This window comes from Marinobacter alexandrii, from assembly GCA_039984955.1.
Lineage (GTDB): Bacteria > Bacteroidota > Bacteroidia > Cytophagales > Cyclobacteriaceae > Ekhidna.
The window spans coordinates 451,290-468,225 of the sequence record JBDWTN010000005.1; the positions used below are offsets into that span (position 1 = coordinate 451,290).

Here is a 16,936-nt window from a genome sequence, read left to right on the forward strand (position 1 = left end):
TATATGGCTCAAAGGTAGAAAAAAGCAGGTCAACAAGTAATATGAATGTTTGGTCGAAGAATAAAATTTAATACTCCAACAAAGAGTTACTTACCAATACAAAAAGGTATCTATTTACGTAGATTTATTATAATCGCTAAAATTATGATCAGAAATCTTGGTTCAATTTTATTTATACTAATAACCATTACCGTTAGTGGTCAGTCCTCTTCCCAGCAAGGTCAGTGGACAACTAACGCAACATGGTCTGGAGGAAGCTTTCCTGGAACACTTACCGTAAACGCGGGTGACGACAATCTCGCATTCTCCAATCAAACCATATCAGTAGATCATTATGTAACTGTTGGCACATCTAGCAGTGACAGAATAGATATGAGTTTTGCGAACTCAAATAGCAATGGCTCATTATCTATAGAGGACAATGATACTTTGATCGTATATGGAGATTGGTCCTTTGCCAATAAATCTATGGATTTAAATATCGGTGCTAATTCAGTAGTAATCATTTTGGGCGATGCATCGTTTTCAAATAAAATTGACATTGCTACTTCAGGTACGTTAGTCGTATCAGGCAATTTTGGAAAATCAGGAAGTCAGGGTTCATACTCTGGTGGTGGTGCTGTCTACGCGGGCTCTTACTCGGGAAGTGCAGATGCCTTTATTCCTGGAGAAACTGGAACTGGTGGGGATCAACAACAAACTATTGATGACTTATCGGATGATGGTTTTTCTCCAATAGAGGAATTTATAAATGGAGACGGAGCAACTCCTCTACCAGTAGAATTATTGTACTTCAGAACTTCTTCTATTGACAAAAATGTCAGCATTGCTTGGGCAACAGCCTCAGAAATTAATAATGACTATTTCGTACTAGAACGATCAGAAGATGGCGAAAATTTTTATGAAATTGGTCAAATATCAGGTAATGGAAACACGAACAAAGTCATAGATTATCAATACATTGATAAGTTCGTTTATGCCTCAGTCGAGTACTACCGCCTCAAACAAGTAGACTTTGATGGCGCTTTTGAGTTTTTTGAAATCACAAGAGTTAATACCTCTGTTCAAAAAGAATCAATTGAAATCAAGTCTTATCCTACTGTCATCAAAGATGGCACACTGAATATATCATCCAGTCAACCTTTTCAAATTCAAGAAATCGCTTTTTACAGCTTATCGGGAGGAACTGCCGGGAGTTTAAGAGAAGATACTAAGCAAGAAAATCCACTAAACTATTTGGTGAATGTAAATAACCTTACGAAAGGCATCTACCTCTTGAAGGTAATAACTTCTGAGGGAGACCAATTGACTAATCGTATTATAGTAAAATAAAAAAGGGCATCCGAGAGGATGCCCCTACCACCAAAAATTACTCCGCCTTTAGAGTAATTGTCTTCTCTTATCAAAACCTAATATTTGAGAAGAAGACGTTGCAAATATTACTTGATGACTCTAGTGAACCTATTTTTTATGGTAGACAAAAGGTCTACTACTAAAAAAAACTGCAAAAAGAGGTTGAAATCCTCATTAAGTCGCTTGGATCTTTAGGTTCTACTTTAAGCGCTAAATTTCTTCTTTTACCCTCATCAATTCGAGAAAATTTAAGGTCACTATCAGCATGAGACCAAGCAGTCTCCAAATCATTTTTCACCTTATTAGCTTCATCCTTCTTAGATTGAAACAATAGGCTGTGATATAGTCCATTCAAAGCAAATCCATTTTTCGGAAAATGTGATAGATCAGCTTTGTATACTTCCTCAGCATCCATATACCGGCCTTGCTTCATGAGGAAGTCTCCTAGAATATGCCTAACTGAAAAGAACCAATCCGGAGGTTCATTATAACTCATACTGTCTTCTACAGCTACTGCTTTTAATAATAAGTCTTCGGTTAACACATAATCCCCCCCTTTCTGAGCAATCTCTGCTTCTAACACATACATAGCTATATCGACTACCATTTGACCAGGATTGATTCCGAATACAAGAAACTCTGAAAACCCAGCTCCATTTTGTGTGTTTTTTAGTGAAATGAGCTCATTATTTGCTGCTTGAACCTGTCCTAAATTCGCATATGCCATGCCTCTTGCATAGTGCCAAATTGTAGTCATGTATGGATATTGTTTATCTGGAGCGCTAAGAGTTAATATTTTCTCCCATTGTGCAAACTTCACAAGCACGTTATAAGGGATTGTCATAAAGTGCTGGGTTGTTTCAAACCCAGGGGTACCTAACAGTGTTTTGTCTATTGTATTTGTCATTTTAAAAGAAGACTCAATAGCAAGTGCCCCTCTACCTTCAAGTGCTGCGCAAGCAGCAAGAAAGTGATAGTTATGATAATAATATAATGGAAATGCCCCTTGTGATTCACATTGATCTAAATAGATACTATCCGCAATCACTGCTGTAAGATTGACTTCTGTTCCAAGGTGATAATCTCCAGTATTTATATAAGTATGTGAAGGCATATGAACAATATGACCGGCACCTGGAATAATAATACTACTTAGTTCTTTTGTAGCATTCCACGCTAAACCTGGTTGATCTGATGCTTCCGTTGCATGAATGTATAGGTGATTAGCTAATGGATGTTTGGGGTCTAGATCAAGCGCCTTGTCTAGCACCGATAAAATCACTGGTGTCCATGTCTTAGCAGGCCCTCCTTTATAATCATATAGGTCCCAAGGATGAAGAAGCATTAATGCTTCAGCATAAAGCGTTTGAATATCGACGTTATCATTATATAGCTCACTCAATTCCTTCATTTTTTGTGCAAATGCTTCTAATTGAGGATCATTCGCCTCTTCCACTTCCACATATTTGATTTCAATTGACTCTATCAAATCTTTTTGCCATGATTCTGCATCGGTTTTTAATTTTGAGGCTTTATACACCGCATCCATTATTTCATCTTTGTTGGTTGGATCTAGTGGAGCATTATAGTTTGGCCCTAATGCATATGCCAAACCCCAATATGCCATAACGAAATTGCTATCTAGTCTAATGGCCTCTCTGAATGACCGTGCAGCCTCACCATGATTAAATCCAAATGTGAAAACCATTCCTTGATCAAAAAACTTCCGAGCATTCTTAGAGGAGCTCGAAACGTCCATTCTATAATCTCCAATTTCTTCAAACATTGGAGCTTGAAATGTTTCTTTCTGTTTGCAAGAAGAAAGTAGCACAATAGCCAATACAACACCAACCATTACAATTATCCTTCTGATCAGTGATAACTCAATTGATTTTTTCAATGCATTCTAAATTTTAGGTAACGCATGCAAAAATCAAGGATGTGCTAGAATTTGTGCTTATAATTAGGTATACAAGCTGTGATCCAACGATAGACAATAGGTCACATTCCTTAAACTATTTTATTCCACAGTATTTAGAAAGTCATTTATAGATATATCACTTTCCAGATTCAACTTTTTCTTTAGTCTGTATCTAGCAGTTTTGACGCTTTCAGTGGAGATACCTATCATATCAGCGATCTCTTTGATATTGAAATTCATTTTAACCAGGGCGCAAAGTTTTAAATCATTTCCTGTCAATCCAGACTCATGTGCCAAAAGCTTATCAAAAAAACCTGTGTGTAAGTTTTCGAATCGTAGTTTAAAATCCTCCCAGTCCCTATCTATTTGAAGATGGCGTCTAATTGTTCGCTCCATTGAGGTCAACTCTTTTGCATTGTCCTTAGACTTTTTCTTAAGATCTCCAATTGAATTTGTTAACTCCTCGAACAATTGATTTTTTTGAACAAAATTGACCGTGTAAGAAACAAGTTCTCTGTTCTTAGATTCTAAATCTCGCTTAATTTTATCTGCCTCTTCTTTAGCTTTCTCCTCCTTTTTTTCTGCTATTAATCTTCTATTCCTTACTATAAGTAATGAAGTGATGAGCACAGCCAAAACTATGATCACTAGTATAATCAATCGAATACGTTGGAGTTCATATTCTTTTTCCAAGATCAAGATCTCCTTCTCTTTTGCTACAAGTTGTCTTCGTTGTTCTGCAGTCGCAAGTTCAGCCTCAAGCTTTGTCAAATTTTTTAAAGTCTCCTCATTAAAAATGCTATCCTTTTCTAGCGTATACTGATCATAAAATTCGATCGCTTTCTCAAGGTCCCCGTTTCTCCTAGCTATCTGTTGAAGTCCCTTGTATATCTCTTTGAGCCATTTGTGGGAATGAATCTTTCGAGCATAAACCAATCCCTCCTGAAGCAACTGCTCTGCCTCTGAATAATTACCAGTGCGTAAGGCCACCTCGGCCAAGTCAATGTGATTTTTTGTAACACCATCTATGTCTTCGATTTCTTTACTTACTTCTAAAGAACTCTCCAAATAAAAATTTGCGCTATCATATTGTTCCATAGCAATATTCAATAGCCCATATCTATTTAAAACTTCAGACATCCCATAAACAAATGAATCAGCGCCATGAATATTCATTGCGCGCTCTAAAAAATCTATTGCTGCACTAAATTTTCGTTCGGAGATAAAAATAGTAGCCAGTTTGACATAAGTAGTCGCCGATCTGTTCTCTGCCCCCTCCTCTTCAAATAGCTTTAAAGCTTCAAAAAAGTATTCTGTTGCAGACTTATTATCTGATCTATCTGAATAGATTAATCCTATGTTCATCAGACAATTTGCTCTTCCTAGCTTATCATCCAACCTCGTGTATAATGATAACCCCTCCAATAAATATTCTAAACCTCTATCATAACTTCCTCTTGCCCAATGTGCTACCCCTATAACTCTATTGGAAAAAGCAAGCCCGGAAGAATCATTCAGAATTTGAGCAAGTGCCTTCGCTTGCTGCCCATAAATAATTGACTCAACCGGATTGATGATCCAATACTCATATCCAAGATTATTTAATAAATCAACTTTGATCGTATCTTCCTGCTCATGTTTAAACAGCTCATATTTGAGGCTATCTACCTTTTGAATACCAAAAGCAGATATCTGGATAAAAGTGAGTAAAGCGATTAAGTATATTTTTTTCATTGAAATACAGAAAAGAAAAAATCAAAATTATTATTACACCGATGATTCTGTAGTGTTGTTATTATTTATAAATTGATTCAAACCTTGAAACTCCTAGACCTATGAAAAAGTTTCTCATTCTTCTCCTCATTTCACCTTTAACATCCATAGCTCAAAATCCCTATCTCCCAAAGATATTATCAATGCAGGAAAGAGCTGAAGTTATTGATAATTGGTTGAAAGAACGAGTAGAAACAGTACTACCCGAAATTATGAATAGATCAGGCATAGATATGTGGATTGTTATTGCAAGAGAATATAATGAAGATCCAGTAATCAAAACGCTACTTCCTGCGACCTGGCAATCTGCAAGACGAACAACTATGCTCATTGCGTACAATCCTGGTAATGGAAAATCGCTAGAAACGTTTGGAATGTCTAGATACAATACTGGTGAGCTTTTCAAGACCATTTGGAATAAGGAAGAACAACCAGATCAATGGAAAGCTCTAGCTGACATGATAGCTGATAAAGATCCTCAGAAAATAGGTATCAATAAATCAGGAAATTTTGCTTTAGCTGATGGTATTTCTGCTACCCATCACGACATGCTGATGAATGTTCTTCCTAAGAAATATCAATCCAGGGTAGTAAGTGCTGAAAATGTTGCCATCGGATGGTTAGAGACTCGTACAGAAAGTGAGATGAGGGTGTATCAAAACATCGTGCGAATAGCGCATCAAATTATAGCAGAAGGCTTCTCTGAAAAAGTAATTCAACCTGGCATTACGACCACAAACGATGTTGTTTGGTGGTATAGAGACAGAATAAGGCAACTTGGCTTCACCGCTTGGTTTCACCCTTCGGTATCTATCCAGCGGAAGGACCCTGAATCTTTCGATCACCTTAGGTCATTTTCTGAAAGACCAGAACAGCAAATCATCTATCCAGGAGATTTATTGCATGTAGATTTCGGAATCACTTATTTGAGGTTAAATACTGATACGCAACAGCATGCATATGTTTTGAAGTCAGGAGAGACTAGCGTCCCTAATTTTTTAAAGGATGCTTTCAAAAAAGGAAGTAGAGTTCAGAATATATTAACATCCAATTTCAAAACTGGTCGAAGTGGTAATGAAATTTTAAAAGCTACATTGGATCAATGCAAGTCTGAAGAGATAAAAGGTGTGATTTATACTCATCCAATTGGATACCATGGACATGCCGCTGGTCCTACCATAGGATTATGGGATCAGCAAGGAGGTGTACCAGGCAAAGGTGACTACCCTCTTTATCCAAAAACGGCACACTCGATAGAATTAAATGCCGGAGTATATCTTGAGGAATGGGGAAAGGAAATAAGGATTATGCTGGAAGAAGATGCCTATTTTGATGGTCAAGGTGTAAGATATATTGATGGTAGGCAAACCGAGATTATGACAATTCCACGAATACTATATCCTAACTCAAGAAATTAGATGAATAGAATCACGCTTACTATATCATTAATTGCTGGTGTTTATCTCTCTGCATCATCGCAGGAGAATCCTCTAACAGTATTCTCCAATTTAGTTGGTAGTGCATGGGTATCTGAGGGGGAGCAACTTGGAGGGCATCAAGGAAAGACAGTAAAGGAGTTTTCCTGGGGCCTGGACGGAAAAATAATTAAAGTCAAAACCTTTGCTACTGATCCTGAAACGCTTGAATTTGGATTAAGAAATGAAGGTGTGAGATTTTTAAATAATGAAAGCAACCAGCTTGAGTTTTATGAATTCGACAAACTTGGTGGCGTCAGCAAAGGAATTGTTAAGATCCAAGGTGAGAACATTTACTATGAATACCAATATGGAGGTTTATTACTAAGGGATAGTTGGGTGTTTATATCAAAAGATGAATACCTCTATCGCGTATGCTCTTTGAAAGATAGTGAGTGTGATCAAGTGTATCACAAAGGAGTATTTAACAGAAAAGAATAAGCTCTCAAATTGAGAGTTATTCTTTTTTATTTTGTTAGCCATTTGTAGCTATCTACATCACCGTAAGAATCACACCCATGAGTGTCAATAGTATCACAAAGTAAAAAGCATTGATAAACCACAGTTTCAGCGTTGCTCGTGAAAACAATGCATTCACTCCCATAGCAGCAGCAATAAAAAATAAGCCTATATGCAGGCCATAAGCTGCTCCTTGACCTACGGATGGCTCACTACTTCCATGTCCCATAAAAAATGCAAGCTGCAAGGCAATGATAAATTCTAACACAAATGCACTCCCGTAAATCTTTGCCATGTTAGCATTCTTTAAGTCATCTTCTGTAAATCCCATTTCGGCCATCCAGACCTTTCCAAAAATAGGTCCGTACCAAAGACCTCCTACGATAAATGATGAAACAGTTGCTACTAAAACAGCAAGCCAGTTGATTGATGAAAAATCCATAATTAAGAGTAGTTAAGTTAGTTTTAGGGAAAACAAGATAAAAAAAATCCATCATTGTTTATTGACGTAGCTTACTCACAAAATAAATAAAGGAGTAAAGATTTAAGATTATTAAAAAGTCTGAGATTAACATTGCAATAACATTTCATTAATGTTGTTAATTTTATCAATTGCAAAAGTTAAAACACAACTCGTCTTTCGCCGCTGTGAAAAAGCCATTCTTTAGAGCAAGTAACATCATACTAATCACGGAAGTGGTCATATTCCTATGCTTCTTGGCATTCATTGTTTTGAATAAATTTTTCCACTTTGTTTCCTGAATTTTTATAGACCTCAGTCGAAATTTTTGTTAGTCAAATCAAATAGATTTGCGAGATGGCAGAAGCGCAAGCAGATTATCTTGATCAGTTAAATCCTCCACAAAAAGAAGGTGTAGTAAACGTAGAAGGAGCATGCATGATCATTGCTGGTGCAGGTTCAGGAAAAACACGAGTTCTCACCTATAGAATCGCCCATTTGATTAAAGCTCATAATGTTGATCCCTTCAACATTATGGCACTAACCTTCACGAATAAGGCTGCACGTGAGATGCAGAAACGTATACAGGAGATGGTTGGAAGTGAAGCAAAGAATCTATGGATGGGTACTTTCCACTCTGTTTTTGCAAGAATACTAAGATCGGAAGCACACCATATTGGATACCCTAGCAACTTCACGATTTATGATACGGATGATTCTAAGTCTCTCATTAAACTTATTGTAAAAGAGTTTAATCTGGACGATAAAGTATACAAGCCAAACATTGTTTATAACAGGATTTCTAGTGCCAAAAATAGGCTGGTATCATGGAGGGAATACCAAAACAACCCTGTCTATTTAGAAGATGACACTCAGAATATGAGACCGGAGATGGGGCGAATATATAAGGCCTACTCGGAAAGATGCTTCGCCGCTGATGCAATGGATTTTGATGACTTGCTTTTCAATACGAATATCTTATTTCAAGAACATCCTGATGTTCTAAATAAGTATCAGCAGCGTTTTCACTATGTAATGATTGATGAGTTTCAGGATACAAATATCTCACAATACTTAATAGCTAAAAGACTTGCAGCCGTAAGACAGAATATCTGTGTGGTTGGTGATGATGCTCAAAGTATCTATGCCTTTCGTGGAGCGGACATTCAGAATATCTTAAATTTTGAAAGAGATTACCCCGATCTAAAAACCATTCGGTTAGAACAAAATTACAGATCCACTCAGACCATTGTAAATGCAGCAAACTCTGTAATCAATAAGAATACAGCCCAATTAAAGAAAAACGTTTGGACGGCAAATCAGGAGGGTGATCTTATTGAATTGATCAAGTCCACTTCTGATAACGAGGAAGGGAAACTTGTAGCTTCCGCAATCTTTGAAACGAAGATGCATAATCATGCCTCTGAAAAAGAGTTTGCAGTTTTATACCGTACCAATAGCCAATCCAGAGCTATTGAAGAAGCTCTAAGACGAAATAACATTCGTTATCGCATTGTTGGTGGTTTATCATTTTATCAGAGAAAAGAGATAAAAGACCTTTTGGCTTACTTCCGATATACTGTAAATCCGAACGACGAAACGGGTATGCGTCGGATCATCAACCTTCCCAAAAGAGGAATTGGCCCTGGCACCATTGATAAGATGGTTGTAGCTGCAAGTGAGGAAGGGAAGACACTCTGGGAAATCATGGAGAGAGCTAGTTCCTATGTTGGTGGAAAAGGTGGAACTCAAGTTGAAAATTTCGCGACACTCATTAAATCGTTTCGACTTACGAATGAGAAAAAGGATGCTTATGAAACTGCTTCTCAAATAGCCAAGACTTCCGGATTGTTAAAGGAACTCTATGAAGATAAAACCATAGAGGGCATGAGCCGGTATGAGAACACACAGGAACTCCTGAACGCCATCAAAGAATTTACTGACGATCCAAATCGTGAAGATAAAAGTCTTGGGTCTTTTCTTCAGGATGTTGCACTTCTTACAGATGAGGATCGTAATCAAAAATCAGACGATGCAGTAACGTTAATGACGATCCATATGGCGAAGGGATTGGAATTTCCATACGTATTCATTGTAGGATTAGAGGAGGAACTGTTCCCCTCTCAAATGATGCTCAGCAGCCGTGCAGACCTGGAAGAAGAGAGACGTCTGTTTTACGTAGCTATTACAAGAGCAGAAAAGAAACTCTATATGAGTTATGCACTTAACCGCTATCGATTTGGAAGATTGAAAAATTGTGAACCTAGTCGGTTTCTTGAAGAAGTAGATCCTCAATTTGTTAAAGTCAACCGTAAATTTTCCTCAAGTGATCCTGTTTCTCCAGGAGTGAATTATGTGACTAAAAACTTTGTCAATAACATTCAAAAAGAAAATACAACTAAACGATTTGCTGCTAAGGTAAATCATCGACCAAGCGCTGACTTTGAACCAAGTGATACCTCCAACCTTGCTGAAGGAATGAAGGTAGAGCATCCAAAATTTGGTTTTGGAGTTGTCACCACTATTGATGAGCAGGGGGCGAATAAAAAAGCAAAAGTTGATTTTGAAAAAGCGGGAGAGAAAACCCTCCTCCTAAGCTTTGCTAAACTTAGAATTCTGGATTCTGGATCTGAATAATGCGATAGTGGAAATAATCAAGATTAGCAATGTCATTCCTCCAGCTATAACGGCTATACTGTTTGATGTAACTGGCTGATCTACTGCTATTATCCCATTGGAAGTGATTTCAGCGTTTACTGAAAATTCATTATCCTCACTTAAAAAGAATTTCGTAAAACTCTCTCCTCCTCTATAAATTCTGAAAAGATTTGTCTGGTTGTAGACATCCTCAAACATTGGAAGGTAAACACTCAAGTACTTTGGATTCAGAGGAATTTCAGGCAAAACAAATTTCACATCCGTCTGATGGCTTCCGAGAAGTATTCCTCCATTTTCAAATTCTACTTTCTTGCCGTCTACTCTTAGTTTAAAATTATCACGTAAATAGCTCAAAAACAGATTCTTGTAATCATTTTCATCGATCTCTTGGAGCCTATCCTTTCCATGAATTTTGATCATCTGAGCGTCAATAGCTGATTGCGCAAAATTCATTTCAACGAACCAACCAGCACCCGTATCTCTGAGCGTATATGTAGCGATTTTAGCATTATGTGCGATGGCATTAACTGCGATCGCACCGAATAAAAATACTACCAAAAAAAGTCTCTTCATACTCAAGAAGGTTTATCAAAAGAGTTCACAGATTGCTTCCCAATAATACATGGAGGCACATTGGTGATGTCTGTAGATGCATGATAGTGATACACACCATCAGGATAATCAGCCGTTGGAGCCGTATGTCCATTACATCCATCAAGATCTGATGGAGTGGAATCATCCATATCATTACCTGAGTAGATAGGGTATCCATCTCTTGCATATCCAACTAGTGCAGTAGAACTCTGAGTTTTCTTAGAACACTGAATGTCATTATCCACATCCAACAATCCATTCGCATCAAGCGTTGCATCCATGTGAGCCGCTAAGAAATGCCAGTGGTAGTACCCAGCAGGATCGTGGTGCCCACCGCACCTATCCAATGATGGAATCTTTCCATTGTTTCCTACTACGGAAGGCGGAGCGCCATTTATCGGTACACCATCGAATGCCAAACCAACAAACTCAACACTTTCAATATCATCTGGTGTACCTATGGATGATGGTACAGCTGGGATTTGGAAGGTCAATGTGAGATTATCATCTGGTGCGGGTTCCAGGCATGCTGCACTTGGACCCATCATTGGTATTTCAGATCTACCCCCTCCTGGCACAACAGTTTCTATCGTTATATCAAAGCTACCATTCATGTTAGCGACATCAGAGATGATATCATAGCCATCATTTTCCATGGACTCAAACAACGAAGCTTTCATCACCTGAAACCCTGGATTGGTAGTACCGTCATAATTACCAAATCCGCCTACGTCAAAAGTTGTTTCTGGGCAAAAAGGACCCTCATCATCAACAGGATTACTATTAAATACAATTTCATAGCATTTGCCAGATCCAGATTCAGCATAGTTGCAATCCACAAGTGTTGCACTAACGAATCCCTCCATAGAGGAGTATTGAGAAATATCAACAACATATGAAGTGAAATCAAAAGATGCTTCCGCTGTTCCTCCATTTCCATCATCTGCAATTACTTTTCCTAAAAAACTCACACCAGAAGCTAAACCTGAAACTGTATAAGTAGTTTCTGTCGCCTCAGAGGCAATTTCTTCCGATCCAATTTCTACTGAATAAGTAACAGCATCACCATCCGGATCTGAAGCTGCAGTCCATGAAATAGAAGCAGTATTATGTGTGAGAGTACCGACTGTGACACTGAAAGATTCAGGTCCTGAATTACCTACAGTAGTCGTCGTAAAAGAAAAGGATCCTTTGGATTCCCCTCCATTCCCATCAGAAGCCACAACTTCACCCACATATTCTGTACTTGCAGTAAGCCCTGTGATTGTCCCTTCATTATTGGCATTTACCGTGACCGCCTCTGATCCAGAAAAACCAGAGATTGTATTGATGGAATAACTGATTTCATCACCATCCGGATCTGAAGCTGCAGTCCATGATATATCAGCAGATATAGATGTAATATTGCTGATAGATACAGTAAAATTTCCAGGAGCATTATTTGTAGGTGAACTTGTGTCACCATCCTCCCCACAAGAAATCAAAAAGATGGAAACTGCCACTAGCAGTAATAATAAAGTATTTTTCATAGTCGTGTCTAAGCGTTTTTTGTTAGATGACAAGTAGAGGAAAAACTTGTGTTAGAATAAAATTAATTTCATGTAGCTACTGTTCATGATTTTCAGAATCAGAATAACTTTGAATTGTTGAAACCAAAAAAAATTACAGGTGTACTTTTATAAGCGTTTCCTAATTTGAATGTCTAAGAGTGAGCCCGTCATATTGCCAGAAAAGTATTATTTAGACTACTTCAATTATGTTTTGGAGTTTGTTGAAAAACAGTATGATCATGTTCTGGATATGCCAGAGCATCTGTTTTACCAATCATTTAGAAATCTTTCTGAACAAGCACAGTGTCTATATCTAAGATTTTCTAATAGACGAGGAGATTTCTTCAGAATAAATAAAGTCTCTTACGCAGAAATTCCGGATTTACATGAAGCTAAAAGTGAATTAATTCATCATGGATTCATTCAAATCAATGAAAGCGATGATCCAATTCAATTCAATCTGTTTACAAAAAACGAACTAATTGAGGCTTTTGACTTCTTGCTTAAACCTCAAAAAAAGTCCGAACTTCTGGGTGAACTTACCATTGAAGACCTTGTTTTGATTCATGAAAGAGAAGAAGTTGCTCAGGTATTGAAGAACGAAGAGGTCGAATTTATTAAGCTGCTTTTCTTTGGCAATCGCTATGGTGGAGTCACCGATTTTGTCATCAGGGATGTTGGGAATGTGAAAATTGAAAAACTAGAGTCAGAAAATTTTAAACCTTGGTTCCAATCTCGTGAAGAAGCTCTTGCTGTCATGCATGTATCGCAATTAAGAAGGATGGTACGAGATCTATTATCGGAAAATCTTCCATTGGAAGATTATTTGGAGGATCTTCCATGGCATGTATGGCTTAGTTTCCCCCAATCAGCCAAGTCTACAACAAAGTTGCTTTTAAAAGTTGCTTACTACTTTGAACAAGTTGATTTATTGGGAGATGCTATTAAATACTATTCACTCATTGATCAACATCCTGCGAGAGAGAGAAGAATTAGAATTCTTGAAAAACAAGACAAAAAAGAAGAAGCAATCAAAATAGCTAATCAAATACTTGATAAACCATCAAATGCTTCAGAGCTCACTTTTGCAACAGACTATTTAAATCGAAAAGGTATTCGAATCAATCGCAGCATGACCGAGCGATTGAAAAGTGCTCCGAGCATTTCCATTCCAACCCCTCAGAATGAACGTGTTGAAAATGCCGTTTTAAGTTACTTTGAAGAGTTAGGATGGGATGGCACTCATGCTGAAAACTACCTCTGGCGAGGTTTATTTGGACTGGTTTTTTGGGAGATCATTTTCGATACAAGACATGGGTCATTTCATCATCCGCTTCAGCGACAGCCATCAGATCTCAATGATGCTACATTTTTTGAAACACGCCAAAACCTCTTGGAAGAAAAACTGCGAACACTACGAACCAAAAAACAACTTGAAACCTCGCTGAAACGAACTCATGATGAAAAAATGGGAACAGCAAATAGATTTGTAACATGGCATAAATCGCTTCTTCCAAACCTTACCATTATGGCTTCCAAAATCCCATTAAAATCGCTAAAAAAGGTTTTAATAGAGATGTCTAAAAATATGAAGGAAAATAGCACCGGTTTCCCTGACCTATTTCTATGGAATAATGATGAGTACATCTTCTATGAAGTCAAATCGCCAAATGATCAATTGTCTGCTCAGCAACTATTTTGGTTAGATTTTCTTCAAGCAACAAAAATTAAAGTCGATGTTTTGCGAGTTCAGTATTCCGATTAACTTAACCTGAATTATGCATAGTCTTTGGGAAAAGCAATCATTTCTTTCCGCAGATGTCACAATCATAGGAGCTGGTATTACAGGCTTATCTGCTGCTGCTACCTTTAAGGAGCTTGATCCTTCACTTAGCGTTATTGTTCTGGAAAAAGGAGTATTACCCACTGGGGCGAGTACAAAGAATGCCGGGTTTGCTTGTTTTGGTAGCGTTTCAGAGCTTCTAAATGATGTAGAAACTCTTGGAGAAAATGGAATGATTAGCCTAGTCGAAAAAAGATGGGATGGACTTCAAAAAACATGTCAGAGATTAGGTAGAAGTGTTATCGATCTACAGGTCAAGAATGGATATGAGTTGATTTTTGATCGTTCATCAAATGCTCTGCAGCAAATTGAGTATGTAAACTCTCTGCTAAGTCCTCTTTTTCAAGGATCTGTTTTTAGAAATGCAAATGAAAAGCTTGAAGCATTTGGATTTGGAACAACGACAGACTTGATTGAAAATACTTTTGAAGGCCAACTAGATACTGGCAAGCTGATATCATCGCTTTGGAATTACTGTAATCAACTAGGAATTAAAGTCCATACTGGTTGTCATGTTACAGATATCAAAGAGGAAGAAACCTGTGTCAGGGTAGCATCTGATGATGTAGTTTTTAAGTCCGAAAAAGTGGCAATCTGTACCAATGCCTTCACAAAAAAACTCTTAAAAAAAGAAGAACTGGATATAGTTCCTGGAAGAGGTATCGTGATGAGCATCATCCCAAAGCAACCATTAAAATTTGAAGGAACCTTCCATTATCATGATGGGTACTATTATTTCAGAGACTACTATGACAAGCTATTGTATGGAGGTGGACGCAATCTCGCTCTGGAAGAAGAACAAACAGATTCATTTGGCATTAATGAGTCTGTTAAAAAAAAGCTAATTGAAGATTTAGAAACCATCATTCTTCCTGATCAGGAATATGAAATAGAAATGACATGGTCAGGTATAATGGCCTTTGGATCAAATAAATCCCCAATAGTAAAGAAACTTTCCAATAGAATAGCCATGGGTGTTAGACTTGGCGGCATGGGTGTAGCTATTGGGAGTTTAGTAGGTGAAGAGGTGGCGGAACTTCTTACAGCTGATTAAACCGATAATTTCACAAAAAACGTACTTCCCTTCCCTTCCTCCGATTCTACCCAAACCTTTCCTCCAAGATCCTGAACGTACTTTTTCACTATTGAAAGTCCTAATCCAGTTGAAGCTTCTCCGGCAGTCGGCTTGGCACTTAATTTCTGAAAGCGATTGAACAACTTCTTTTTATCCTCTTCTGAAAAACCAGGACCTTCATCGGATACTTTGAAAAGCACACTATCATAGGCACATTCAGACTTTAACTCAACTGTTGTATTGGCATCCGAGAATTTAACTGCATTGGATATCAAGTTTTCAAGAACTAGCAAAAGCAGCAAATGATCTGTACGAACCATGTTATGATTTTCACACAATTCAACAGTCAATTCAACTCCCTTTTTTGCTGCTATTGGACGGTACCTTTGAGCGACATCACGCATGATTACGGTAATGTTTACACGTTCCTGAAGAACTTTTATCCTCGTTTCTTCAAGACCATCTACATCCAGAATCTTGGTTACCATCTGATTAATTCTCTCAGCACTGGCAGTAACTTGACCAAGCAGTTTTTGATCTGACTCTTCAATACTATCTGCCATTTTCTGATTAATAATATCAGCTATCATAATTATTTGACTCAGCGGTGATCTAATATCATGCGCAAGGATCTTCACAAGGTTATTTTTCTCTTCGTTTAAGGCAACCAACTGAGCGTTTCTATTCATCAGTTGTTCATTTTTTTGACGAATATCCTCCTGCTGCTCCTCTATCTGAGAATTCTGCCCTAGTATGAGCTTTGTTGTCCTTTGGTTATTATAAAATAAATATCCAATAGCGATCAAAAAGATAGATGTTACCGAGATAGCAATGGTAAGAACTTTTCTAAAAGCTTGCTCCTCCTCCAGTTTTAGATTAGCATTTTTAATCAACGCCAATTGTAACTCTTTCTCTTTCGTGAGTATGGAAGTCCCAATCTGATCACCAGCATACACTTCATCAATAAATGCATAAAGTTCTTCTCCCATGTAGCTGGAAATGATTGACGAGATTTTTTCTGAAAATTTCTCAGAAGAAAGGAATTCATCAAAGTATTCTTTCCACCTATTTTCCAAAGGCATAATGAAAGAATAACCCTGCCCCTTAATTGTAAAGAAATTTTGTCGCGTAACATCACCTCCTCTTTCAATAAGCAAAAGATAAACTGGGAGGTCAATAAATCCGAATCGATTATCTGCCTCCTCTACTCCTTCAATCACATTACGCTCACTTTCAATGTAAATAATATCAAAATCGACATTCAATTGACGTTTTAGGTTTTGAAGAAGCGCTTCGTACTTTGTCTCACGTATGGTCACGGCATCCATCTCTGACATCATTGCATTCATTTCATCAAAAGACCTGACAATAGGCGTACCCTTACTAGATACCAGCACAGTTATGTCTGGTAAATAAGGAACCGTAAAAGCTGCGTATTCTTTGCGTTTGTCTGTAATTGAAAGTGCTGACACTCCTAAAACATTTGGATTATCTGTGGTCTTGATGACACTCAAGATATTGGGAAAACTCTTGGCTTTGATCCAATTCAAATGGACACTTTTTTCTTTTTCAAGCTGTAAGAATTCTTGAAAAGTCGTCAATATCTCAAACTCGATCCCTTCCAGAACACCAGCCTCATTTTCATAAATAAACGGCTTAGAAGTAAACCAGTAAAGGTCTAAGGTGTCCTCTTTCGTCTGCGTAAATTCATTACTCCATACGGAAGTAAATAAACCTAAGGCAATTAGACTGATAAGAAGGCGATGGCACATATA

At 37.7% G+C, this 16,936-nt stretch carries 12 protein-coding genes; 6 read left to right on the top strand and 6 right to left on the bottom strand.

Annotated features, from left to right (window positions below; translation table 11 throughout):
- Positions 1–144: 144 nt before the first annotated feature.
- The gene (locus ABJQ32_02745; protein ID MEP5288536.1) at positions 145–1,332 is read left to right on the top strand and encodes a hypothetical protein; all 1,188 of its coding nucleotides are present in this window, start codon (positions 145–147) and stop codon (positions 1,330–1,332) included.
- A gap of 160 nt (positions 1,333–1,492) precedes the next feature.
- On the opposite strand, the gene ABJQ32_02750 is transcribed toward ABJQ32_02745, so the two are convergent.
- Both ABJQ32_02750 and ABJQ32_02755 read right to left on the bottom strand, forming a co-directional pair.
- The gene (locus ABJQ32_02750; GenBank protein ID MEP5288537.1) at positions 1,493–3,253 is read right to left on the bottom strand and encodes a hypothetical protein; all 1,761 of its coding nucleotides are present in this window, start codon (positions 3,251–3,253) and stop codon (positions 1,493–1,495) included.
- A 120-nt stretch (positions 3,254–3,373) separates the two neighbouring features.
- Positions 3,374–5,008, bottom strand: coding sequence for a tetratricopeptide repeat protein (locus ABJQ32_02755; protein ID MEP5288538.1), 1,635 nt, complete (start codon positions 5,006–5,008; stop codon positions 3,374–3,376).
- 101 nt (positions 5,009–5,109) lie between these two features.
- Between ABJQ32_02755 and ABJQ32_02760 the strand changes: the two genes are divergently transcribed.
- Together ABJQ32_02760 and ABJQ32_02765 are read left to right on the top strand one after the other, a co-directional pair.
- The gene (locus ABJQ32_02760) at positions 5,110–6,465 is read left to right on the top strand and encodes a M24 family metallopeptidase (GenBank protein MEP5288539.1); all 1,356 of its coding nucleotides are present in this window, start codon (positions 5,110–5,112) and stop codon (positions 6,463–6,465) included.
- Positions 6,466–6,963 (top strand): hypothetical protein, encoded by a 498-nt coding sequence (locus ABJQ32_02765; GenBank protein MEP5288540.1) that lies wholly within the window; start codon positions 6,466–6,468, stop codon positions 6,961–6,963.
- 52 nt (positions 6,964–7,015) lie between these two features.
- Here ABJQ32_02765 and ABJQ32_02770 read toward each other — a convergent pair whose 3' ends face one another.
- Positions 7,016–7,423, bottom strand: coding sequence for a DUF1761 domain-containing protein (locus ABJQ32_02770; protein ID MEP5288541.1), 408 nt, complete (start codon positions 7,421–7,423; stop codon positions 7,016–7,018).
- Positions 7,424–7,798: 375 nt separating this feature from the next.
- Here ABJQ32_02770 and ABJQ32_02775 point away from each other — a divergent pair, with 375 nt between their 5' ends.
- On the top strand, positions 7,799–10,078 hold the full coding sequence (locus ABJQ32_02775; protein ID MEP5288542.1) for a UvrD-helicase domain-containing protein: 2,280 nt from the start codon (positions 7,799–7,801) through the stop codon (positions 10,076–10,078).
- Here the strand turns inward: ABJQ32_02775 and ABJQ32_02780 are convergent.
- Both ABJQ32_02780 and ABJQ32_02785 read right to left on the bottom strand, forming a co-directional pair.
- Positions 10,034–10,672, bottom strand: a complete 639-nt coding sequence (locus tag ABJQ32_02780) for a hypothetical protein (GenBank protein ID MEP5288543.1) — start codon at positions 10,670–10,672, stop codon at positions 10,034–10,036. The genes ABJQ32_02775 and ABJQ32_02780 overlap by 45 nt on opposite strands.
- A gap of 2 nt (positions 10,673–10,674) precedes the next feature.
- Complete coding sequence (locus tag ABJQ32_02785; GenBank protein MEP5288544.1) at positions 10,675–12,222, bottom strand: YHYH protein; 1,548 nt, start codon at positions 12,220–12,222, stop codon at positions 10,675–10,677.
- A 169-nt stretch (positions 12,223–12,391) separates the two neighbouring features.
- Between ABJQ32_02785 and ABJQ32_02790 the strand changes: the two genes are divergently transcribed.
- A complete protein-coding gene (locus ABJQ32_02790; GenBank protein ID MEP5288545.1) occupies positions 12,392–14,008 on the top strand; it encodes a VRR-NUC domain-containing protein in 1,617 nt (538 codons plus the stop codon).
- Between the two features lie 13 nt (positions 14,009–14,021).
- Positions 14,022–15,140 carry an FAD-dependent oxidoreductase gene (locus ABJQ32_02795; GenBank protein ID MEP5288546.1) on the top strand — a complete coding sequence of 373 codons (1,119 nt, stop codon included), beginning with the start codon at positions 14,022–14,024 and terminating at the stop codon, positions 15,138–15,140.
- Here ABJQ32_02795 and ABJQ32_02800 read toward each other — a convergent pair.
- A complete protein-coding gene (locus tag ABJQ32_02800) occupies positions 15,137–16,933 on the bottom strand; it encodes an ATP-binding protein (protein ID MEP5288547.1) in 1,797 nt (598 codons plus the stop codon). The two genes, ABJQ32_02795 and ABJQ32_02800, sit on opposite strands and share 4 nt — an antisense overlap.
- Positions 16,934–16,936 lie beyond the last annotated feature (3 nt).